Origin of the sequence: Methylomonas lenta, from assembly GCF_001644015.1 — a bacterium.
GTDB classification, from domain to species: Bacteria; Pseudomonadota; Gammaproteobacteria; order Methylococcales; family Methylomonadaceae; genus Methylomonas; species Methylomonas lenta.
In genome coordinates this window covers 1-21,330 of record NZ_LUUI01000083.1, presented here as the reverse complement: position 1 = coordinate 21,330, position 21,330 = coordinate 1, and the positions used below count along the sequence as shown (strand labels likewise).

Below are 21,330 nucleotides of genomic sequence, written 5' to 3'. Positions count from 1 at the left end.
ATTTTAAAGTTCAAACGAAAAAAGTTTATTTGTGTTTTTAAGGCGCCCACGCCGGCTCGCGGACACCGCCACTATGAAAATCCAATTTTTGCTGCATCGCACCATCAGTGGAAACCACTGACAACATGGACCGTCCACCTTTGTTGGCAGCAAACAAGATCATGCTACCATTTGGCGCAAAGCTTGGCGATTCATCCAGATTGCCATCGCTCAAAATATTCACTGTGCGTGAAGCCATATCCATTATGGCAATCCGATAACTGCCACCGCTTCCATTTACCATAGCAAGACTTCTGCCATCTGCAGAGAATCGGCCTCTGGCATTGTAATCACCCTGAAAAGTCAGACGGGTTGCTCTGCCACCTGAACTTGGCATCATATATAACTGTGGTTTACCACCCTGATCCGAGGTAAATACGATAGTGCTACCATCTGGCGACCAAGTCGGCTCGGTATCTATAGACAAACCGGAAGTCAGTCTGGTTAAGCCATGTGTAGCGAGATTAAGCACATAAATATCCGGGCTACCATCTTTGGATAAGGTGATTGCTAACCGACTGCCATCTGGAGAAAAAGCCGGCGCACCATTAATACCTGGATAAGCAGCAACACTTTCGCGTTGCCCTGTGGCTAATGTCTGCACATAAATCGCTGAGCGTTTGGTATGGAAAGAAACATAAGCAATTTTAGAGGCATCAGGTGACCAAGCAGGCGCCATGATAGGTTCGGGCGATTCCGCGATAGTTCTGGGGTTGTAACCGTCTGCATCAGCCACTTGCAACATATATTGTTTGCCATTGCCTCTGGCTGCACTGGTGACATAGGCGATACGGGTATTGAATGCGCCTTTGCGACCGGTAAGTTTTTCATAGATCAGGTCACTGATATGGTGAGCAGCACGACGCAGTTCATTAGCACCCACTGTAAGCTTGTAACCCATTAACAGTTGGCCATTATGTACATTGGACAAATAAAACTGAATATTAAAGTTGCCGCCATTGCCCAAAACCTGGCCTATCACCAAGTAATCTTGGCCTAATGCCTGCCAGTCGCGATAATTCACACTCTCAGGATTAGTAGGCTTGGTCAGCATATCGTCTTCTGGCAGGGTTTTGAAAAAACCACTCCCAGCTAAATCCGAATTAATGACTTCGGACAATTTGACATCACCTACCGTGCCTTGCTGAGCAAAAGGCACAATTGCTATCGGCACAGCAGTTTGTGAGCCTTTTGTGATTTCTATGGTTAAACCTTCAGCCTGAGCCACTGATAACAAAGAGACCAACAGACCAACGAAGCATATTTTTATTACTAAACTCATTTTTTTTCCGCTTTGATTATTCCGGTTTAAATACAAACGCAAACACTCTAAAATCCTTATTGAACAACGCTTTGTCCTGCGGTACAGGTAAAGGCGATGCTTTTCTAACTGCATTTTCAGCTGAACGATCGAATACCGTATCCCCACTACTGCTTACCACTACTGCATCCATAACTTCACCGCTAGGCAATAATTTTACCTGAATTGTGCATTTCAAGCCTTGAGATGCTGTCATCGGTCGCGTCCAAGCAGTCTGTACTTTCCTCATGATGGCTTGTTGTGCAGCCGAACTTGCTTGTTTATCAGCCTCGGCTTTCGCCGCTGCGGCCGCTTGACGTTCCTGTTCAGCCTTTTCAGCAGCCGCTTGTCGCTCTTTTTCAGCTTTTTCGGCAGCAGCAATAGCGGCTTGCCGCTCTTGTTCGGCTTTAGCTTTAGCAGCTGCTTCAACGGCTAATCGTTCTTTTTCAGCTTTTGCCTTAGCTTCGGCCTCCGCTTTAGCTTTGGCATCTGCTGCTGCCTTGGCCTTTGCGGCAGCTTCTTGAGCCTGACGTTCTTTTTCCGCTTTTGCCTTGGCTTCGGCCTCCGCTTTAGCCTTGGCATCTGCAGCTGCTTTGGCCTTTGCGGCAGATTCTTGAGCCTGACGTTCTTTTTCCGCTTTCGCCTTAGCTTCAGACTCCGCCTTAGCTTTGGCATCTGCCGCTGCTTTGGCTTTGGCAGCAACGTCTGCAGCTTGCTGTTCTTTTTCGGCCTTATCTGCAGCTAATTTGGCCTGATGCGCTTTTTCAGCTTTTGCCTTGGCCTCAGAGTCCGCTTTAACTTTGGCATCTGCCGCCGCTTTGGCTTTAGCAGTAGCTTCTTGAGTCTGATGCTCTTTTTCCGCTTTAGCTTTGGCATCTGCCGTTGCCTTGGCTTTGGCAGCAGCGTCTGCTGCTTGCTGTTCTTTTTCGGCCTTATCCTCAGCTAATTTGGCCTGACGTGCTTTTTCAGCTTTTTCAGCTTTTTCAGCTTTTTCAGCTTTTTCAGCTTTTTCAGCTTTTTCAGCTTTTTCAGCGATTAATTTTTTTTCAATTTCCGCTTTCGCAGCGGCTTGTTGCTTTTCTTTTTCCGCTTTGGCATCAGCTTCTGCAGCCAGCTTATCTTTCTCGACTTTTTGGTCTGCTATTTTTTTTTCTTTTTCAGCTTTTTCAGCGGCCAACTTGGCCTGTTGTTCTGTCTCGGCTTTAGCTTTTAATTCGGTGTCCTTTTTTTGCTGCTCAGCTTTGGCTTGCTCTGCTGCTTTTTGTTTATCTTTATTGGCTTTAGCTTGAGCCTCGGCAGCTTTTTGCTCCTCTACTTTCTTTTCTTGGACTAATTTTTCAGCTGCAAGCTGTTTTTGCTTTTCTGCAACTTCTTTAGCCTCTTTTTCTTCCTGCAATTGTTTCTCTTTTGCTGCTTGCTGCTTGAGTACGTCTTCTTGACGTTGAGCCTCTAACTGTTCACGCTTTTTTTGCTCGTCCAGGGTTGCTTGTTTTAACTTTTCGGCGGCTTCCTGGGCTTTTTTTTCTTCTAATTGCCGCTGTTTTTTAGCCTGCTGCAATAATTGCTGCTCAGTTCTTCTAGCATTCTCCAATTGATCCTGATGCTTTTGTTCTGCCAAACGCTTGTCATCTTCTATTTTCTGCAGCCGATCAGCTTCTGCCTGAATCTGCTCACCATCAAGAATCGTCGCTTCAATGATTTCCGGCATGGGTTGCTGTTTTACCATGTCCGGATCAGGAGCAAAACTTAAACCAAACAGCAATAAAATAGCAATGTGTAGCGCCAGCGCCAGTGTTAATGAGACACCATTTTTCCGCATAGGAGTGTTGATATTAATTCTCAGGGGGTGGCGTGGTCATTAAGCCTACTTTGGGGGCGCCCGCTGCTTTCAATGCCGCCATTACGGTGACAATTTTGCCGTACTCCACCATATGGTCGCCACGCACATAAATTTGTGCCTTTGGGTTATCTTGCAACTTGGCAGCTACCCGACTATATAAAACACCTTCATCAACAGGCTCATCCTGACGATCGCCTATATCGATAAAAAAACTACCATCTTTTTTGATGGATATGATAACTGGCGGTTCGTCTTTTAAATCGACCGATGCGCTGTCGGCTTGCGGCAAATCGACGTCGACGCCGGTTTGCACCAACGGCGCAGTAATCATAAAGATCATTAACAATACGAAGGTAACGTCAATATAAGGAACGACATTAATTTCCGCCATCGGAGCACGACGTTTACGCGATTTGCGATTGCTGCCACCTACATTCATTTGCTGTGCGCCTGTCTTTGCAAAAGAACCACGAATTCATCAACAAAAAGATCGTAACGGCCTGCCAATCTATCCAAGCGGGTGGAAAACCGGTTATAAGCGATAACCGCTGGAATCGCGGCAAACAAACCAATCGCAGTAGCAATCAGCGCTTCGGAAATGCCGGGAGCGACATTAGCCAAGGTGGCATTTTTAATCTCACCCAAGGCACGGAACGAGTTCATGATGCCCCAGACGGTACCGAACAGACCGATATAAGGACTGGTTGATCCAACAGTTGCTAGAAATGGCAAGGTTTCATCCAACCTATCCAGTTCGCGCGCCAACTCGATTCGCATCGCTCGCTGCGCACTTTCTACCTGAACTGCAGGTTCGACATCGCCTTTTTGTCGCATACGGGCAAATTCGCGGTATCCCGCCAAGAAGATTTTTTCTATGCCTTCCGGTTCGAATCGATCGCTGGCCATTTTTTTATACAACTCGGCCAAGCCCATCCCGGACCAAAACTCGTCTTCGAAATCATCGGTAATTGAAATAGCCTGGCTAAGTTCTTTACGTTTAGTAAAAATAAATGTCCAGGATGCTATCGAGGCCGACAGCAAGATAAACATGACAAATTGAACGACAAAACTGGCCTCACTGACCAGATGTAAGATGGATAAATCGGTGTTCATCTAAGTTAATTGCTCCAAAATGGCAATAGGAATGGGTTTGGGTTTAAAAGTTTGCGCATCAAGACAAGCTATTCGCACCTTACCGGTGCACAACAAGTCGTTTTGACGCAAAATAGATTGCTCAAAAGTAAGGCTGATTTTTTTGTTTTCAATGAGTTTAGTGCTGACGTCAATTTGTTCGTTAAAACGCGCCGGTTTTAAATAATCTATGGTCACCGAACGCACTACAAAAATAATATTGTCCAGCGCAATTAACTGATCCTGCTCAAATCCATATCTGCGCAACATTTCAGTTCTGGCGCGTTCAAAAAACTTTAAATAGTTGGCGTAATAAACCACGCCACCAGCATCGGTATCTTCATAATATACTCGAACCGACCAACTAAATGTTTTCATCCGCCATTAAAATTTATTAACTATCAAAAATATCCTCGGTACCGGGTTGCTGGCTAGGCGGCTGCAAACCAAAATGACTATAAGCCTTATGCGTTACTACCCGTCCGCGCGGTGTGCGCATAATAAAACCTTGTTGCAACAAATAAGGTTCCAGCACATCCTCTACTGTCCCTCTTTCTTCACTAATCGCTGCCGCCAGAGTATCCAACCCAACCGGTCCTCCTTGAAAATGCTCTATCATGGCCAGCAATAATTTACGATCCAACATATCGAAGCCGTGTTGATCGATCTTCAACATTTCCAATGCTTGCTGTGCAACCTTCTGATTGACGCTGCCATCACCTTTGACTTCAGCAAAATCCCTGACACGGCGTAACAAGCGATTAGCAATCCGCGGCGTGCCTCTGGAACGGCAGGCGATTTCATTTGCACCGGCATCATCCATAATAATATTCAGCATATTCGCAGAACGTCTGACGATGGTAGACAATTCCTCTACACTATAAAACTCCAGCCGCTGAACAATACCAAAACGATCACGTAAGGGTGATGTCAGCAAACCAGCTCGCGTCGTGGCACCCACCAACGTAAACGGCGGCAAATCCAGCTTAATCGAACGAGCAGCCGGGCCTTCGCCTATTATAATATCAATCTGGTAGTCTTCCATAGCGGGATATAGCACTTCTTCAACCGCCGGACTGAGTCTATGGATTTCATCGATAAAAAGTACGTCGTGCGCCTGCAGATTAGTCAATAAAGCGGCTAAATCACCTGCCTTATCCAGCACGGGGCCGGATGTTTGGCGAATATTGACATTCATTTCAGTAGCCACGATGTTCGCCAGGGTGGTTTTACCCAAACCGGGTGGCCCAAAAATCAAAACATGATCCAACGCTTCAGATCGACTCACTGCCGCCTGGATAAATATTTCCATTTGTAGGCACAGCTCTTTTTGCCCAACATAGTCTTGCAAGCGTTTGGGGCGAATAGCCCTATCAAATCGTTCTTCGTCATTACTGCCTTGAGCAGTAATCAGCCTATCGCTTTCTATCATCTAACTGCACCCCGTAGCGCCAGCCGAATGATGTCTTCGCAGCTTTTATCTTCTGTGGCGATACTTTGTACCATTCTGGCAGCATCTTGAGGCTTGTAACCCAACGCACACAGCGCAGAGACTGCCTCCTGTTTGGGGCTATTCACGATTATTTCGGACGATGCAGACTTATCCCGCGATACGTTTGATCCACTCAGTTCTGGTAAGCGGCCACGCATTTCAATAATCAAACGCTCGGCGGTTTTTTGTCCGACACCCGGCAAACGAACCAGGGCTTTGACATCGTTATCATTCACACAACGGTAAAACTCGTCCACGCTTTGCCCCGACAAGATTGTCAATGCCAATTTAGGGCCGACACCATTGACTTTTATCAGGATTCTAAAAAGCATACGCTCGGTTTCACTGGCAAAACCGAATAATATATGCGCATCTTCCCGCACGACTAAATGTGTATGTAATTTGACCTCTTCACCTAATGCCGGTAAATCGTAAAAAGTGGTCATCGGTGCTTCGATTTCGTAACCTACGCCATGCACATCCAGTAATAATTGCGGGGGCGATTTATTTATCAGCTTGCCATGTAAAAAACCTATCACGATACTGCCTTTTGTATGCGTTGCGCAGTTTGATGGTAATGATGATGACACAAGCTGATCGCCAGGGCATCACTGGCGTCAATTTGTATCTCACCCTGGATACTTAATAAAATTTTTACCATATGCTGCACTTGCAACTTATCTGCATTGCCTTTACCGACCAAGGCTTGTTTTACTTGGCGGGCTGCATATTCATAGACAGGCAAGTCATGATTTAAAGTTGCACAAATGGCCGCGCCTCGCGCCTGACCCAGCTTGAGTGCTGAATCGGCATTTTTATGCATAAACACTTGTTCGATGGCCATTTGCTGGGGCTGATAAAGGGCGATGACTTGGCTGACGCCGTCGAAAATTTGTTTGAGGCGAGCCGGAAACTCTTCAGCCTGGATACGAATACAACCACTGGCGATATAACGAACGCCAGAGGGCGTGATTTCCACCACGCCATAACCGGTTATCCGCGACCCAGGATCTATTCCGAGTATCCTGCTCAAGGGGTTAGCGAATGAAATGACAGTTTTCCCATCAGCCCTCGCCTATCGCGTCCATGATTTCGTCACTGATGTCGGCATTAGAATACACATCCTGCACATCATCTAGGTCTTCCAGTCTTTCTATCAATCTGAGCATTTTTTCCGCCGCCTCTGCATCCAATTCGGTTTTAATGTCGGCGAACAGGGTGATTTCAGCATTCTCCGATTCAAAACCTTCGGCCAACAGGGCTTCCTTAACTGTTAAATAGTCATCCGGCGTGGTAAACACATCGATTGAACCATCCTCATTAACAACCACATCTTCGGCACCGGCTTCCAAGGCTGCTTCCATTACAGCATCTTCATCTACTTCGTGACTAAAATTAATGATACCGACTTTATTAAACAAATAAGCCACTGAGCCTTCGGTACCCAAGTTACCGCCAGCTTTGGAAAATGCGTGCCGCACTTCAGCTACCGTGCGGTTTTTATTGTCGGTCAAACAATTCACCATGATCGCCGTACCGCTGGGGCCATAGCCTTCATAACGCGCTTCTTCATAATTAACACCGTCTAAAGCGCCAATAGCTTTTTTGATGGTGTTATCAATGGTGTCACGTTTCATGTTAGCGGCCAAGGCCTTATCAATTGCGGTGCGTAAACTTGGATTTTTAGCCGAATCACCACCACCTGAACCTTTTGCGGCTACGCTGATTTCGCGAATGAGTTTAGTAAAAATCTTGCCGCGTTTCGCATCCTGCGCACCTTTACGATGCTTGATATTAGCCCACTTGCTATGCCCTGCCATTGTCTCTCTCTAAAGCGTTAAAAAAGGTTGGATTTTATCATTGCCAGTGTGGCTTATCGACCCTGGTTACAACACATAGGGTAATATTGCCGCCAATGATGCATCCGAGACAAACACGTCGGCCTGCTCCTGCACCAAAGGCCGTTTTACTACACCACCAAAACCAATCATGTAGGCACCCGCCAATTTAGCTTCTAAATCCGTTTTGCCGTCGCCTACCATCGCCAAGGATGAATGATGCATTCTAAGCCGGCGACAAATTCGCGCCTTGCCACCACTCACCGCCAACGGTGAATGTCTGGCAAAATCCAGATAGTCGCCGTTTTCATCCAGCAGCAGATCTACGGCATGCACTTGATCTTCTGCAATACCTAGCAACGCGGCCAGGGGTAAAATCGCCTGCCGCAAACCGCCGCTAATGATATGGATGAGCTTGCCATTATCCTGCAAGGTTTTGATGGTATCGCTGACGCCTTCCACCATTTCACGGATGTACAAATCCGCCAACCAGTCGATAGCCGCTTGATCAGGCTTAATCAAAGCTAGCCGCTCACCATAAACAGCTTCTAAAGCGAGATCGCCATTCATCGCTGCATTGGTCAAGGCCGCAACCTGCTCGAATAAATCCACCCTACGAGCCAGCTCGTCTATACCCTCAACCCGACTTAAAGTACTGTCGCAGTCAAAACAGATAACATCAAAACTCATAATACTATCTGTCTGGCAGTATGGACGGCTGGCACATCACAGACAGCTTTTAAGACTTGCGCATTCAATGGGTCAGAGACGCTAATGACCATCATCGACAGTTGATTCTCATCCGCCAGACTGACTTGCATGCGGGTAATATTGATACCCGACTCACCCAAGATCGAGCTAATCGCAGCAATTACGCCCGGCCTGTCGTCATGACGCGTTATTAGCAAAGTACCTTCCGGCACCACTTCGATTTCAAAATGATTAATACTTACCAAGCGAGGATGATGATCACCCAGCAAGGTGCCGGCCAACGAGATAGTCTTATCCAGACAATGACCAGTGATGGTGATTAAAGACTGATATCCTTCCGCGGCTTCGGTTTGTGATTCGATTAAGCTGATGCCCTGACGTTTGGCGACATTTTCCACATTGACTCGATTAACCGGCGTCGAAAACTGACCGGCCAACAAGCCGACCATAGCTTGGCTGGAAATCGGTCTGACTTTGCCCAGGGCTGCTTTGCCATAGACTGCCACTTCCAGTTTTTGTATCGGCTGGTCGATTAAACCGAATAACACTTTCCCCAAGATCTGCGCCAAATTCATAAAAGGCAAGGCCTGTTTCAGTTCTTCTGCAGACAATCTGGGTAAATTCAGGGCATTGACGGCTTCGCCGGTTTGTAGATATTTAACCACCTGCCGGGCGATTTCCACACTCACAGCGACCTGTGCTTCTTTGGTAGACGCACCTAAATGCGGGGTAAATACCACGTTATCCAAACTTAATAATGGTGAGTCTTTAGGTGGCTCTTGCTCATATACATCCAGGGCTGCGCCCGCTATGCGACCTTCTTTTAAAGCATCATACAGCGCTGCCTCGTCAACCAATCCACCACGGGCACAGTTAATCAGGCGGGCAGTTTTTTTCATCTGCGCTAATTGCTCACACCCAATGACATTGCGAGTTTTTTCCAGCAAGGGGCAATGCAAAGTCAGGTAATCCGCCTGCTTAACCAGGGTTTCCAGGTCGACCATTTCTGCATTGCATTTTTCAAATATCTCCGGTGCCACAAAGGGATCATATGCAATGACCCGCATCCCCAAACCATTACCACGCTGAGCAACGATACGACCAATGGTGCCAAAGCCTAGAATCGCCAAAGTTTTATGGGTGACTTCAGCGCCGACTAACTTGGAACGCTCCCACTTGCCATCGCGCACCGATTGATTGGCGATTGGCAGATTTCGACTTAAGGAGAACATGTGCGCAATGGCTAACTCAGCCGTCGTGGTGGCATTGGCGTCCGGCGTATTCATGACGATGATGCCCTGCTCCATGGCTACTGCAAGATCGACGTTATCAACACCAATACCGGCGCGGCCGACTACTTTTAATTTTTTGGCGGCCTTTAAAACATTTGCCGTCACTTGTGTATCGCTGCGAATTAACAATGCATCATATTCAGCTATGATTTCGCACAAGCCCTCTTCGGTTAAGCCGGTCTGGATATGGATTTGAATACCATCCTGTTCATTCAAAAAATTAATGCCATCTTCAGCAAGCTTGTCGGAGATCAGTATCTTTTTCATCATCATAATTAGCGATTTTTGGATAAGATGGGCATTTTAACAGCTTTAGCATTCTCGCCGTAATGGCATCGCTAAGATAAATCACTATTCAAATAAAGCCCATGACTAGCAAACCAGCAATTGGCATTTTTTTAAGTATCGCTCTAGCGGCAAGCGCCCTCTGGTTTTGGCAGACTCAAACCGTGCGCCCCGCACCCGCAGTGAGCTTTAAAACCATTAAAGGTAATAGTTTGGAATTGGCCTCACTTAAAGGTAGGCCTGTAATCGTCAGCTTTTGGGCTACGGATTGCCCCGGCTGTATAGAAGAAATTCCGCATTTAATCAGCCTACATCAACAATACAAATCAAGTGGCTTGGCTATTATTGCCGTTTCCATGTATTACGACCCGCCCAATCACGTGCTGGCAATAGCAGATTCCAAACAATTACCCTATGAAGTCGCTTTAGACCCAAGCGGAACATTAGCCCAGGCGTTCGGCAATGTACAGTTAACGCCAACCACTTTTTTAATCGACAAATCCGGCCACATCATCTTGCAAAAAGTCGGCGTATTTGAACTATCTGATATGCAGCAACGTATTGAACAGCTTTAATTATTTCTTGTTATAGCCATTCAACAACATCGCGTTGTTTTTTCCCTACTAAGCTGCAGAGTTTGTTAGAATCCTTTGCGGTTTATAGCTAGAGAATACGCGGATAAAGTCAAAAACCTTTAAAATCACTTAATCCGAGGTATCGCTAGGTTTTAATTAAACATTTCTTCACCCCAGCAACCACGATTTTCATCACGATGAATTAATCGCATTGCTATTAAAATGACGGATTGATTATGTGTTTTAGTGCAAATATGTCTTTAGGTCTTGGCGTTGCCGGTATCGTTGCCTCCAGCATCACATTTATGGATAAAGACGAAACCTTCTGGGTGCGAACGGCCCGCGCCTATGCCATTTTTCACTTTTCAATGATGGAATTGATTCAATATTTTGCCTACCCAGTGGTCGATCAATGCGGTTATGGCACCAATTTATTTCTCAGTGAATTATCCACCTATCATATTGCCCTACAGGCCCTTGCCATCATGCCGGCATTAGCCAGTTATTCCAGTGACAAGCTGGCTTTAAAAAAAGCCACCAGTATTGGCATTAGCCTGAGCACAATATTTTTGGTCTGTACTTTTTTACCTAAAGAATGGCAACCGTTTGACCTCCAACCCAGATTCATCGGCGATAAGGTCGCTTGCCTGTACTCAGGTATTTATCATATTGGCTATGCCATTCCTGCTGCGTTTGGCTTATTGGTAACCCACGGCTCTTTGTTTGCATTGGCTATTAGCGGCTTCCTCTGGCGAAACAACTGGAAAATTTCTTCTTATCATTGCCTTATGGCACTATTGACGTTGTTCATGCCGCAATGGCTGCTGGGTGTTTCTACTGGCGAGGCAGCTGCCATTTATTGCTTTTATTCCATACCCATTACGATTAGCTTCATGCCTCAATTCAAGAATTTTTTCACAGTCCACGTTCAACAGCCGCAAACTGCATAACCCATATGAACAGCATTTATGCATTTACTGCCAACGGCATTGACGGAAAACCCATTTCACTGGAAGATTTCAAGGGTCAAGTGTTGTTAATCGTCAATACCGCTAGCCGTTGCGGCTTTACTCCGCAATACCAGGGTTTAGAAAACTTGTATCAAGCGTTTAAAGAACAGGGCTTTGCTGTTTTAGGCTTTCCCTGCAATCAATTTGGTCAGCAGGAACCGGGAAAGAGTCAGGAGATTGCCGAGTTCTGCGAGGTGAATTATGGCGTGAGTTTTCCACTGTTTGAAAAAGTCGATGTCAACGGGAAGCATGCTCATCCATTATTTCAATACTTAAAAACCGAGGCACCTGGCGTTTTAGGCACTAAAACCATCAAATGGAATTTCACCAAATTTTTAGTTGGACGTGACGGTAAAGTCATTAAACGCTACCCATCAATGACATCACCGGCCTCGATTCGACATGATATCGAACGATTCCTGCAAGATCAGGATTAATTTATGTCGTACAGGGCTTCAAGCTTATCAGGTGACTCACTTAACCGAAGCCAACAATGAAATCTTTCAATATTGTTGAAAGATTTCCCTTCTATGCATGACCTTAGTCTTTGCGATAAACAGGCAGAATCAAAGACTAATTCAATCGAAAACTGCTACAACTTAAAAGTACAAGGCAAAACAGCCTTATGTAATCAGCTTAAGTCAATATTACGCCTATCTGAGTTCTCTATTTCTGCCTGCTGCTTCAATTTGCCGCAGTAATTCGTAATCAGTTATTACGACCAGAACTAATTAAAAATATATTTTTTAATCAGGTAGTTAAAGTCTATTTATAAACAAATAATCAGCAACATTTAACTACCCTCTTCCCGTCACCAAATCTTAACACTCAGAATCCATCTTTTTGCTTGGCGTATATCTTCAGCTATGTATAATGACACTGATTTAGCTAGGTAATTGTTGTCGCTTTACACGTCTTCCACTACCCGCTTTATTCACCACCCGTAACACAAACGCCAATTGGCAATTTTAAGAAAGAGAGATTTATGTCAGCACAAGTAGAAGGCAAAGTAAAATGGTTCAACGATGAAAAAGGCTTCGGTTTCATCGAGCAAGACGGTGGCAAAGATGTATTCGTACACTTCAGCGCAATCGTCGGCAGCGGTCGCAAAACATTGAAAGAAGGCCAAAAAGTAACTATGGAAGTTACCAACGGTCAAAAAGGTCCACAAGCTGAAAATGTAAACCCTTTATAAGCTTTCACCTATAAATACAAAGCCGCCACCGGACATTCCAGTGGCGGCTTTTTTTATTCATGACTTTTAGGTTATTTGAGACCTTTGCAAAATCGTCGAATATTCAAATCCAGCCACCCGATAGGGTTATACCGAATATCCAGACTATCGTGGTGGTATTGCCGGATTCGGCAGAACGCTCTGAGTTCAGGTTTATTCCAATATGGTGTCAATAATCCATTTTATCTATTTAATGGATACAGCTATTACACACAGGCATATCCATTTATTCGATAATCTCATCGAAACTTAACGTTTTATCTGCACCTGCTTTTTCTTTACCATTCACTCCAGATAACAACCGACTTATCCCAATTTTCAACATTTCAAGGAGGTCAAGATGTCGAACACTGAGGCTGTCGATTTCTCACAATTAACCCAAAGCCCGGATATCGCTCAGCTTATTGAATCGCTGCTGCAGGATATTCGCTTTGGCTCGATTGTACTGGTCGTGCATGACGGTCGTGTGGTGCAAATCGATAAACACGAAAAATTTAGACTGAATCACTAGGCAAACTCGCCTTGATTACTTAAGCCTAAGCTGACCGGACCACCGGAAGTTAGGGTGATTAGAACCTTAATTACTTTAATTTTCACTGGAGACGTCAGCCATGAAACGGCATGTTTTTAGCTTCAATAGCAAAACCCGACTAGCAAGCGCGTTGCTGATATTACCTCAGCTTGCCGCTGCCGAAGACTATTACCGCAAAACCAAAGGCTATCGTGTCGAGCCGGATCCTGATCCACCGGCTTATGTACGCAATCTAAGCAAAACTCAGTTTGAACAATTCCGCGATGTGGAATGGCTGGATGTAGGTCTGGATTTTCGTACCCGTTATGAGTACCGGGAAAACGATCTGCGCCGGCGCAATGATCCAACCAGCGGGGCGACCTTGAATAGCTATCGTAATGATCCGGATAACCTTTGGTTACTACGCACGCGCGCTTACTTGGGTGTGAAAGATATTCTGGACCCGTTGCGTTTTGCGGTGGAATTTGAAGATGCCCGCAGTTACAACGGGATTTACGAGCGCACCGATGCCGACATCAATGAGTTTGAATTAATTCAGGGCTATGCTGAATTGTATTTCGATCAGGCTTTAGGCCATAACAGGCCACTCAGCATTCGGGCCGGTAGGATGGCTTTCGAACAATTGGATAGACGCTTCATTGGCAACAATCAGTTTCGCAACACCACTAATAACTTCGAAGGTTTTCGGCTGCGTTTCGGCAAAAAACAGAACAACTGGGATTTGGATACCTTCGCCTTACAACCCATTGAGCGTTTGAAATACGCTTTCGACCGCCCGGATGAAAACAGCTGGTTTTATGGCGGCATCTTAAGTTTGAAGCAATGGTCTGACTTCATCACTATCCAGCCTTACTTTCTGGGCCGCAAAGTCAATGGCGACCCTTACAACCCGGTGGCGCTGAATCGGGTGAATGATCAGGATATTTATGCGCCGGGGTTGCGGGTTTATGGAGTCTTTGGCAACAGCGGCTTTGATTCCGACGCTAATATCAATAAGCAATTTGGCCGCAAAGGCGCCACGAAAACCGTTGCCGGCAAATCGGTACAAGTCATGGAACAACATGATGCCCTGGCCTACTCGCTGGAGGCAGGCTACAGCTTCGATCATGACTGGAAACCGCGTGCCAGTTTGTATTACGGCTATGGCACCGGCGATAAAAACCCCAGCGACAACATCAACCAGCGCTTGGACACTTTTTATGGCTTCAACCAGCCCTGGTCGCGCAACGATTATTTCTCCTGGGACAATATCCACGCCCCGAAAGCCCGACTGGAGTTTACGCCTTACAAAGAGGTGCGTATCGACATGGGTTACAACGCCTATTGGCTGGAAAGCGAAACCGGCGGCTGGAACCGGGCCAACCTGCGTGACAGAAGCGGTCGAAGCGGCAGCTATTTGGGACATGAATTCGATATTCGCTTACGGCATAAGCTTAATCCGTATGTCGATTGGGACTTGAGTTATGCCCGGTTTACGCCCGCTGACTACACCGAGTCGCTTGACAAAGGCACTACCGCCAACGGCCCATTTACCAGCGAACCCAGCAACTTCTTTTACGTTGAGGTCTCGTTGAATGCTTTTGGCGACGGCAAGCCAAAATATCAATAAACCAAGATAACACCATGCTTGGTCAGCCCCGGACCAGACCTAGTATGGACAAGCTAGTGTGAAATTTTATATATCGCCATTTGCGATAAATAATTCTAAAACTATCGTTTTAAAAATTACAAAACAGTCGGTACGATAGATTCATAGCTACATTGATTGGGCTAGGTGATACCGTCCACATAAAAATAATCTCCAAGCTATTTATTTTAAAGAACTTTTTTTACGAAATACAACCAAAAAACTGAATATCAATGACTCAGAGAGCAATTGGTGACAAAGTTGGGTTAAAAATATTGGCGTTATACGAAAACAATGTTATAAAGTAACATTCTTTGCTTGAATGACAAGTTTCGCAATGACGCAACAAGCTGAAATGAATGAGTTGAAACATACTTCGACGACACATGACCATAATGGTTGCCGTAAAAAAGCAATTCACACGGCAGAGCAATTATGTAGTCAACGCGGAGTACGCTTTACACCCATTCGTCGAGAGGTACTAGAGCTCATTTGGGAAAGTCATCGAGCGGTCAAGGCTTATGATTTGCTAGATCGGATCAAGCCAAAGGCCGGAACGGCCAAACCTGCCACGGTTTATCGGGCATTGGATTTTTTATTGGAACAAGGATTGATTCATAAAGTAGAAAGCCTGAATGCCTTCATTGGGTGCAGTTTTTCGGATCGGCGGCATGAGCAATTATTACTGACCTGTGTTAAATGCTACGAAGTTGAGGAAAGACCCGGCGAACGAGTAATGGAAGCCATTGCCAAGGAACTAGAACAGGCATCATTTACCATACAACGCAAAGCGATTGAAATTCATGGTATTTGTGGTCGATGCGCACCGACCGAAACCTAGCCGACTTGGTATACATAAAAGATTCAACCGTCTTTTTTACCCTTACGAATGTAACGATATAACATTATTAGTCAATTACGATTTGGAACATCGATGTATAAAAAAACTATTTTATTGGCCGTCTCGAGCAGTATTGTCTTACCTGTGCATGCGGGGGAACAAGACACTTCCGAACTTGAACCTGTGATCGTCACAGCCCCTTTAGCGTTGAAAGCATCCGAAAGCGCTGTGCCGGTGACGGTATTAAGCGACGATGAATTGCGCATGAAAACCGGTCACAGCATCGGCGATACGCTAAAAAACGAGTTAGGCATCAGCAGTCAATCGTTCGGTCCTGGCGTAGGTACGCCGGTGATACGCGGACAGGCAGGTCCCCGGGTTCGAGTTTTGAATAACGGTATCGGCAGTAACGATGCGTCGGCCATCAGCCCTGATCATGCAACCAGTGTTGAGCCTCTACTGGCCGAGCGTATTGAAGTATTGCGCGGTCCTGCAACATTGCTTTATGGCAGTGGTGCCATGGGTGGTGTCGTTAATGTCATCGACAACCGCATTCCGGACAAAATGTTCGATAAATTAGTCGGTGCTGCGTTGGAACAACGCTTTGATTCCACGTCCAACGAAACCAGCACAGCCATGAAAGTAGAAGGCGGTCAGGGTAATATCGCCTATCACTTCGATGGTTTTTACCGGCACCGCGACAACATGGATATTGGTGGTCGCGGTATTGATACCGCCAAAGTGGCCATCACCAACCCATCCCTAGAGGTTGTCGATAATCCCTATGGTTATCTGAATAACACCGGCGCTGAGGCCATCAGTGGCTCAGCCGGTTTATCCTGGATCGGTGATAATGGATTTGTAGGCGCTGCTATCAATAATATCAATAACAACTACGGTATCGCACCGGATGGCACTGGCGAAGAAACAGTGAAGATTGCCATGCGGCAAAATAAGTACGATTTTAAAAGTCAGCTGGATAATCCATTCGGTCTGGGCAAAGCGCTGCGCACTCGACTGGGTTATACCGACTATGAGCATACCGAAATTGCAAACGGTGAACCCGGGGCATATTTTACCAATCAATCCTATGAAGGCCGCATGGAATTCGAGCACCATGACCTAGGCCCCTTGCGAGGTGTGGTGGGGTTTCAGGCTCAGGCTAGTGATTTTAACGCTATAGAAAAGAACACCGGTGAGAGCATAGTGCCACGCTCAGATATCAACAGCTATGGTGTATTTGCTGTGGAATCTTTTGATGTTGGCGACGTGACATATCAACTGGGTGCGCGCGTCGAACAAACCGATATTCGTCCTGTTGATTTAGACACTCTGAGTTATACCCCGGTTAGTGCTTCCGTCTCTGCCTTGTGGAAACTCGATCAACGCAACAGTCTCAATTTGGCAGTCACCCGCTCATCGAGAGCACCGCAAGTGCAAGAATTGCTCTCCAATGGTTATCACGACGCCACCCGCAGTTATGACGTGGGCGATATTAACCTAAAGGAAGAAACTGCATATAACCTGGATGTGGGCTATCGCTTCAAAACCGATTGGCTGCGGGCTGAATTTGATTTATTCCACAACTGGGCCAATGATTACATCTATCAGCAACGTGACGGTGAATTCGTCGATGAGGATGGTAACCCCTGCGTGGTCGACTGTGTACCGGTGCTGACTAGTGATCAAGCTAACGCCATCTTCAAAGGTTACGAAGCCAAGCTAATCATACCCATGATGGAAAACCATTATGGCTTGCTGGACTTAACCTTATTTAGCGACTACACCCGAGGCGAATTCGTCAATGGCAGCGATGTACCGCGCATGCCGCCGCTACGCTTCGGCTTTCAGCTGGATCACAACTGGGACAAACTCTCCAGTTATCTGCGACTAACACGTGCTGAAGACCAACCTTATGCTGGCGAATTTGAAACCTCAACGGCAGGCTATTTCCTGTTCAATGTGGGCACTAACTATCAGGTTAAAGCCTATCAAGACACCACACTGATGGTATTTGCCAAAGGCAACAACTTGCTGAACCAAAATATTCGAAATTCGACCTCGTACTTGCGAAACTTTGCCCCCGAGGCCGGACGCGGAGCGGAAATTGGATTTAGGCTGAGTTATTAAGTTACTCAACAAATCAAGACGCAGTCGAAGATCGATGGCGTCTTTTTTATCACTTATTATTGCAACAATATAACATTACTATGACATTGCCTTTAAATCAGCCTCTCGCCAGCAAGCTACCTGTCACCGTACTGTCCGGTTTTCTGGGTGCCGGTAAAACCACTTTGCTCAAGCATATTCTCAGCAACCGTGACAACCGACGAGTGGCGGTGATCGTCAACGATATGAGTGAAGTCAATATTGACGCCGCGCTAGTCAAGAACGAGGTACAACTGAATCGTGGCCAGGAAAAACTGGTCGAAATGAGCAATGGGTGTATCTGCTGCACCCTACGCGAGGACTTGCTAATCGAGGTTGGCAACTTGGCCAAGGAAGGTCGCTTTGATTATCTGGTGATCGAATCCACCGGTATCGCCGAACCCTTACCGATTGCCGAAACCTTTACCTTCCGAGACGAGCAAGGTTTCAGCCTGTCAGACATCGCCAGGCTAGACACGCTAGTGACAGTGGTCGATGCGGTCAACTTTATGCGCAACTATCAGGAAGCATTGAGCCTTAAGGAAGCCGGCGAAGCCCTTGGCGAAGACGACGAACGCAACGTCGCCGATTTGCTGGTCGATCAAATCGAATTCGCCAATGTCATCCTGATTTCCAAGATTGATTTGATTTCCAGCGACGAAATGGTCAACTTGAGAGCCGTCCTGCATAGTCTGAATCCCGATGCGGAGATCGTGCCGATAGTCATGGGCCAAGTTGACTTGTGCAAAGTATTGAACACAGGCCTGTTCGATTTCGAAAAAGCCGAACAGGCAGCCGGTTGGCTGAAGGAGTTGCGCGGTGCACACACGCCGGACCAATTCGCCGGGAGCGAATTGGCACGCAATAGCGCCCGCAGGGGAAAACACAAGGAAGTGTTTTCTGAAACAGAGGAATACGGTATCAGCAGTTTCGTTTACAGCGCCCGCAGACCGTTTCACCCGCAACGCTTTTATCAACTCTTGCATGAGAGCGAATGGGATAACGGCACCTTGCTACGTTCCAAAGGCTTTTTCTGGCTGGCTTCACGTCCCGAGCATGCCGGTAGTTGGTCGCAAGCAGGCGGCATCATGCATCATGGCCTTGCCGGGCGTTGGTGGGCCTCGGTACCCAAAGACCAATGGCCGGCGGAATATCTAGACGATATCCAATCACAATGGGCGGAACCTTTCGGCGACTGCCGTCAGGAACTGGTATTCATCGGCCAGAATGTCGATGCCGAGACAGTAAGCCGAGAACTCGACGCCTGCTTGCTAACCGACGCTGAATTGGCGGCCGGCCCGCTAGTCTGGCGTACTTACCAAGACCAGTTTCCAGTTTGGTTCGTGGAATGAAAGCCAAGAGTCAAACTATTACCCTAGATCCGAATTTACTCCTACAAAGTGTATTTGGAGCTAAATATTTACATGATCATTAGGAGATCAATTCAATGAAAATCACACAATCCATTTCTCTATCCTTATTGGCATTAGGGCTAGGCATGTCGGCTTCGGCTTACGCCCACACTTCCGATTTAGCTGGCTATTACATTGGCGTCGACGGCAGGGCCACCATACCTTCCGGCACTTATTCCGGACTGGCCGATCCCAATGCCGACAAGCTGACCTTGCTATTTAATCACGGTATCCATTATCACGGCATGGGCACTTATGTTTATAGCAGCCTGGCGGCATCGCCCACCGTTATCGATACTAATGGCAATAACCGTCTTCCAGAAATTTCTTCTCTGGAAACGCCCTTGGCGTTAAATTGGGGATCAGGCAGTTTATATAGCGGCAAACTGACTTCACAAAACAATCCTTCTGAGTACGGCAACTTAACCTTCGCTCGGGTGGATACCCTGGACGGTCACGAGGTGGGTAGCGAAGAGCAAATTCTTTTCAATAGCAGTGCCAACCGTTGGTCGACCTTACTGGGAACCACCTCGATTGGCTTACAACTGATATCTGCTACTCCCGGCCTGTTCATTGGCGATCAGCAAAATATCAACCTATTCGCCAATAGCAATACCATCAGCCTTGATAGTTACCTAATTGACGAGTTCGCACCTATCTTCTGGACTGCATCCAACACACCGACGGGCACCTATAGTGCCGAACTCCGACTGGTAGGGTTAAATGACGCGAGTATCAACTCAGGACGTTTCTATTTCGACTTCGTTCCGGTTCCAGTACCGGTTCCGACTGCGATTTGGCTGTTTGCTTCGGGTCTACTTGGATTGGTTGGCTTAAGACGTAAACCAAATGCTTTAACTGCCTAATTCCCATGGAAAAATGGCTAATAAGTTTGAGTTAGACAATTGTGGCTTTGGCGGATAGCACCGCTTGCCGTTCTACTAATACACTATTAGTACCTACTGACTGCCGTCGAAGTGCGACGGCATCTTTCCTCGATAGGTTTATGTGCAGGCTGTTCATTTATGAATAACATCGATACCTACTTACATATCATCGGCATTGAGTTGCTAGCGATTCTATTGATTGTGGTGCCGCTATTAAGCAATCAAATTCACAAACGCGCCTTGTCCACGGTATTTGTGGTGGTGCTGGGTTTCATGCTGGCGCACTTCGCCACGCACTTATTACCCAACAAAATCGCCACGTTTATCTACAGCTCGCACCATGAATACCGTTCCATAAAAAGCCCGAACATCAACCGAACATGACAATCGCATTAACGACCATAGCCGGCATCATTACGGCCTGTCTTGCCGTCAGCTTGTGCTCGCTGTCGAGTGCGATTGCGCTCTGGCTAAAACCAGAGACCTTAAAGTGGCTGGTACCCAATCTGGTGGCCTTGGCTGTCGGAGTCCTGCTGGGCGATGCCTTTATTCATTTAATTCCCGACGCCATTCAGCGCCATGGCGCGGTCAGCGAGGTCTGTCTGACGGTGTTGATCGGCATGTTTGTCTTTTTCGTTTTGGAAAAGGGCGTGCGCTGGCGCCACGACCACAATGTCGATACCCGCCCAACGGCCGATCACATTTTGCCTTTGGCGAAAATGAATCTGATTGGCGACGCCATGCACAACTTTGTCGACGGCATCCTGATTGCGGGTAGTTTTCTGGCTGATCCGCTGGTGGGGCTGACGACTACGCTGGCCATCATTACTCACGAAATCCCCCAGGAGTTGGGCGACGTCGGCGCTTTGCTGCGCGGCGGCTTTACGCCCCGGCAAGCCGTGCTCTACAACTTTTATTGTTCGCTGACAGTATTGCCGGGGGCGATTTTTACCTTGCTGCTCAGCCAGGTCGCCGAATCGTCCTTGATCGTGTTACTGCCGATTGCCGCCGGCGGCTTTATCTACATTGCTGCTTCCGACCTTATTCCCGTACTGCATGAACGTTCCAGCCTGATTCATCTCGGCGGCCAAAGCGCGGCTTTTGCCACGGGCATTGGCCACTGCCATTAAGTTAAG

Annotated in this window: 23 protein-coding genes; 12 read left to right on the top strand and 11 right to left on the bottom strand. The window is 46.8% G+C overall.

The annotated features are described in order from the left end of the window. Nucleotides 1-37: 37 nt before the first annotated feature. The 11 genes from tolB to serA form a co-directional block, all read right to left on the bottom strand. Nucleotides 38-1,321, bottom strand: coding sequence for a Tol-Pal system beta propeller repeat protein TolB (gene tolB / locus A1359_RS06080; protein ID WP_066979544.1), 1,284 nt, complete (start codon nucleotides 1,319-1,321; stop codon nucleotides 38-40). 16 nt (nucleotides 1,322-1,337) lie between these two features. Then, the gene (gene tolA / locus A1359_RS06075) at nucleotides 1,338-3,158 is read right to left on the bottom strand and encodes a cell envelope integrity protein TolA (protein ID WP_066979542.1); all 1,821 of its coding nucleotides are present in this window, start codon (nucleotides 3,156-3,158) and stop codon (nucleotides 1,338-1,340) included. A gap of 13 nt (nucleotides 3,159-3,171) precedes the next feature. Then, entirely contained in the window at nucleotides 3,172-3,618 is a 447-nt protein-coding gene (gene tolR / locus A1359_RS06070) for a protein TolR (protein WP_066979540.1), read from the bottom strand. Further along, on the bottom strand, nucleotides 3,615-4,292 hold the full coding sequence (gene tolQ / locus A1359_RS06065; RefSeq protein ID WP_066979537.1) for a protein TolQ: 678 nt from the start codon (nucleotides 4,290-4,292) through the stop codon (nucleotides 3,615-3,617). The genes tolR and tolQ overlap by 4 nt, the downstream gene beginning before the upstream one ends. Further along, complete coding sequence (gene ybgC / locus A1359_RS06060) at nucleotides 4,293-4,688, bottom strand: tol-pal system-associated acyl-CoA thioesterase (protein WP_066979535.1); 396 nt, start codon at nucleotides 4,686-4,688, stop codon at nucleotides 4,293-4,295. A gap of 16 nt (nucleotides 4,689-4,704) precedes the next feature. Continuing rightward, on the bottom strand, nucleotides 4,705-5,739 hold the full coding sequence (gene ruvB / locus A1359_RS06055) for a Holliday junction branch migration DNA helicase RuvB (RefSeq protein WP_198159280.1): 1,035 nt from the start codon (nucleotides 5,737-5,739) through the stop codon (nucleotides 4,705-4,707). Then, nucleotides 5,739-6,341, bottom strand: a complete 603-nt coding sequence (gene ruvA, locus A1359_RS06050) for a Holliday junction branch migration protein RuvA (protein ID WP_066979529.1) — start codon at nucleotides 6,339-6,341, stop codon at nucleotides 5,739-5,741. Before ruvA ends, ruvB begins: the two co-directional genes overlap by 1 nt. Beyond that, the gene (ruvC, locus tag A1359_RS06045; RefSeq protein ID WP_066979526.1) at nucleotides 6,338-6,835 is read right to left on the bottom strand and encodes a crossover junction endodeoxyribonuclease RuvC; all 498 of its coding nucleotides are present in this window, start codon (nucleotides 6,833-6,835) and stop codon (nucleotides 6,338-6,340) included. Before ruvC ends, ruvA begins: the two co-directional genes overlap by 4 nt. Nucleotides 6,836-6,866: 31 nt before the next feature. Beyond that, nucleotides 6,867-7,622, bottom strand: a complete 756-nt coding sequence (locus tag A1359_RS06040; protein ID WP_066979523.1) for a YebC/PmpR family DNA-binding transcriptional regulator — start codon at nucleotides 7,620-7,622, stop codon at nucleotides 6,867-6,869. Between the two features lie 66 nt (nucleotides 7,623-7,688). Then, a complete protein-coding gene (locus tag A1359_RS06035; protein ID WP_066979521.1) occupies nucleotides 7,689-8,330 on the bottom strand; it encodes an HAD-IB family phosphatase in 642 nt (213 codons plus the stop codon). Further along, the gene (gene serA, locus A1359_RS06030) at nucleotides 8,327-9,910 is read right to left on the bottom strand and encodes a phosphoglycerate dehydrogenase (protein ID WP_066979592.1); all 1,584 of its coding nucleotides are present in this window, start codon (nucleotides 9,908-9,910) and stop codon (nucleotides 8,327-8,329) included. The genes A1359_RS06035 and serA overlap by 4 nt, the downstream gene beginning before the upstream one ends. Before the next feature lie 101 nt (nucleotides 9,911-10,011). On the opposite strand from serA, the gene A1359_RS06025 reads away from it, so the two are divergent. From A1359_RS06025 to A1359_RS05970, 12 genes are all read left to right on the top strand, one after another. Further along, complete coding sequence (locus A1359_RS06025) at nucleotides 10,012-10,503, top strand: TlpA family protein disulfide reductase (RefSeq protein WP_066979518.1); 492 nt, start codon at nucleotides 10,012-10,014, stop codon at nucleotides 10,501-10,503. A 236-nt stretch (nucleotides 10,504-10,739) separates the two neighbouring features. After that, entirely contained in the window at nucleotides 10,740-11,453 is a 714-nt protein-coding gene (locus tag A1359_RS06020) for a DUF5765 domain-containing protein (RefSeq protein ID WP_066979515.1), read from the top strand. 5 nt (nucleotides 11,454-11,458) lie between these two features. Next, nucleotides 11,459-11,950, top strand: coding sequence for a glutathione peroxidase (locus tag A1359_RS06015; protein ID WP_066979513.1), 492 nt, complete (start codon nucleotides 11,459-11,461; stop codon nucleotides 11,948-11,950). Between the two features lie 548 nt (nucleotides 11,951-12,498). Continuing rightward, nucleotides 12,499-12,708 carry a cold-shock protein gene (locus A1359_RS06010; RefSeq protein ID WP_013818493.1) on the top strand — a complete coding sequence of 70 codons (210 nt, stop codon included), beginning with the start codon at nucleotides 12,499-12,501 and terminating at the stop codon, nucleotides 12,706-12,708. Between the two features lie 379 nt (nucleotides 12,709-13,087). Then, nucleotides 13,088-13,258 (top strand): YezD family protein, encoded by a 171-nt coding sequence (locus tag A1359_RS06005; RefSeq protein WP_066979510.1) that lies wholly within the window; start codon nucleotides 13,088-13,090, stop codon nucleotides 13,256-13,258. A gap of 100 nt (nucleotides 13,259-13,358) precedes the next feature. Then, on the top strand, nucleotides 13,359-14,888 hold the full coding sequence (locus A1359_RS06000; RefSeq protein WP_066979508.1) for an alginate export family protein: 1,530 nt from the start codon (nucleotides 13,359-13,361) through the stop codon (nucleotides 14,886-14,888). A 355-nt stretch (nucleotides 14,889-15,243) separates the two neighbouring features. Then, nucleotides 15,244-15,747 carry a transcriptional repressor gene (locus A1359_RS05995; RefSeq protein ID WP_066979505.1) on the top strand — a complete coding sequence of 168 codons (504 nt, stop codon included), beginning with the start codon at nucleotides 15,244-15,246 and terminating at the stop codon, nucleotides 15,745-15,747. 93 nt (nucleotides 15,748-15,840) lie between these two features. Continuing rightward, nucleotides 15,841-17,877, top strand: a complete 2,037-nt coding sequence (locus A1359_RS05990; protein ID WP_066979503.1) for a TonB-dependent receptor — start codon at nucleotides 15,841-15,843, stop codon at nucleotides 17,875-17,877. An 80-nt stretch (nucleotides 17,878-17,957) separates the two neighbouring features. Next, nucleotides 17,958-19,247 (top strand): GTP-binding protein, encoded by a 1,290-nt coding sequence (locus A1359_RS05985; RefSeq protein WP_066979500.1) that lies wholly within the window; start codon nucleotides 17,958-17,960, stop codon nucleotides 19,245-19,247. Between the two features lie 95 nt (nucleotides 19,248-19,342). Further along, nucleotides 19,343-20,173, top strand: a complete 831-nt coding sequence (locus A1359_RS05980; protein WP_066979497.1) for an all3515 family Zur-repressed PEP-CTERM protein — start codon at nucleotides 19,343-19,345, stop codon at nucleotides 20,171-20,173. A 159-nt stretch (nucleotides 20,174-20,332) separates the two neighbouring features. Continuing rightward, a complete protein-coding gene (locus A1359_RS05975; RefSeq protein WP_066979494.1) occupies nucleotides 20,333-20,578 on the top strand; it encodes a hypothetical protein in 246 nt (81 codons plus the stop codon). Next, nucleotides 20,575-21,324, top strand: coding sequence for a ZIP family metal transporter (locus tag A1359_RS05970; protein WP_066979491.1), 750 nt, complete (start codon nucleotides 20,575-20,577; stop codon nucleotides 21,322-21,324). The genes A1359_RS05975 and A1359_RS05970 overlap by 4 nt, the downstream gene beginning before the upstream one ends. Nucleotides 21,325-21,330 lie beyond the last annotated feature (6 nt).

Coding starts and splice junctions, on each gene's coding strand:
- tolB (WP_066979544.1), bottom strand. CDS start 1,321: ATGAGTTTAGTAATAAAAATATGCTTCGTTGGTCTGTTGGTCTCTTTG.
- tolA (WP_066979542.1), bottom strand. CDS start 3,158: ATGCGGAAAAATGGTGTCTCATTAACACTGGCGCTGGCGCTACACATT.
- tolR (WP_066979540.1), bottom strand. CDS start 3,618: ATGAATGTAGGTGGCAGCAATCGCAAATCGCGTAAACGTCGTGCTCCG.
- tolQ (WP_066979537.1), bottom strand. CDS start 4,292: ATGAACACCGATTTATCCATCTTACATCTGGTCAGTGAGGCCAGTTTT.
- ybgC (WP_066979535.1), bottom strand. CDS start 4,688: ATGAAAACATTTAGTTGGTCGGTTCGAGTATATTATGAAGATACCGAT.
- A1359_RS06040 (WP_066979523.1), bottom strand. CDS start 7,622: ATGGCAGGGCATAGCAAGTGGGCTAATATCAAGCATCGTAAAGGTGCG.
- A1359_RS06035 (WP_066979521.1), bottom strand. CDS start 8,330: ATGAGTTTTGATGTTATCTGTTTTGACTGCGACAGTACTTTAAGTCGG.
- serA (WP_066979592.1), bottom strand. CDS start 9,910: ATGAAAAAGATACTGATCTCCGACAAGCTTGCTGAAGATGGCATTAAT.
- A1359_RS06025 (WP_066979518.1), top strand. CDS start 10,012: ATGACTAGCAAACCAGCAATTGGCATTTTTTTAAGTATCGCTCTAGCG.
- A1359_RS06020 (WP_066979515.1), top strand. CDS start 10,740: ATGTGTTTTAGTGCAAATATGTCTTTAGGTCTTGGCGTTGCCGGTATC.
- A1359_RS06015 (WP_066979513.1), top strand. CDS start 11,459: ATGAACAGCATTTATGCATTTACTGCCAACGGCATTGACGGAAAACCC.
- A1359_RS06010 (WP_013818493.1), top strand. CDS start 12,499: ATGTCAGCACAAGTAGAAGGCAAAGTAAAATGGTTCAACGATGAAAAA.
- A1359_RS06005 (WP_066979510.1), top strand. CDS start 13,088: ATGTCGAACACTGAGGCTGTCGATTTCTCACAATTAACCCAAAGCCCG.
- A1359_RS06000 (WP_066979508.1), top strand. CDS start 13,359: ATGAAACGGCATGTTTTTAGCTTCAATAGCAAAACCCGACTAGCAAGC.
- A1359_RS05995 (WP_066979505.1), top strand. CDS start 15,244: ATGACGCAACAAGCTGAAATGAATGAGTTGAAACATACTTCGACGACA.
- A1359_RS05990 (WP_066979503.1), top strand. CDS start 15,841: ATGTATAAAAAAACTATTTTATTGGCCGTCTCGAGCAGTATTGTCTTA.
- A1359_RS05985 (WP_066979500.1), top strand. CDS start 17,958: ATGACATTGCCTTTAAATCAGCCTCTCGCCAGCAAGCTACCTGTCACC.
- A1359_RS05980 (WP_066979497.1), top strand. CDS start 19,343: ATGAAAATCACACAATCCATTTCTCTATCCTTATTGGCATTAGGGCTA.
- A1359_RS05975 (WP_066979494.1), top strand. CDS start 20,333: ATGAATAACATCGATACCTACTTACATATCATCGGCATTGAGTTGCTA.
- A1359_RS05970 (WP_066979491.1), top strand. CDS start 20,575: ATGACAATCGCATTAACGACCATAGCCGGCATCATTACGGCCTGTCTT.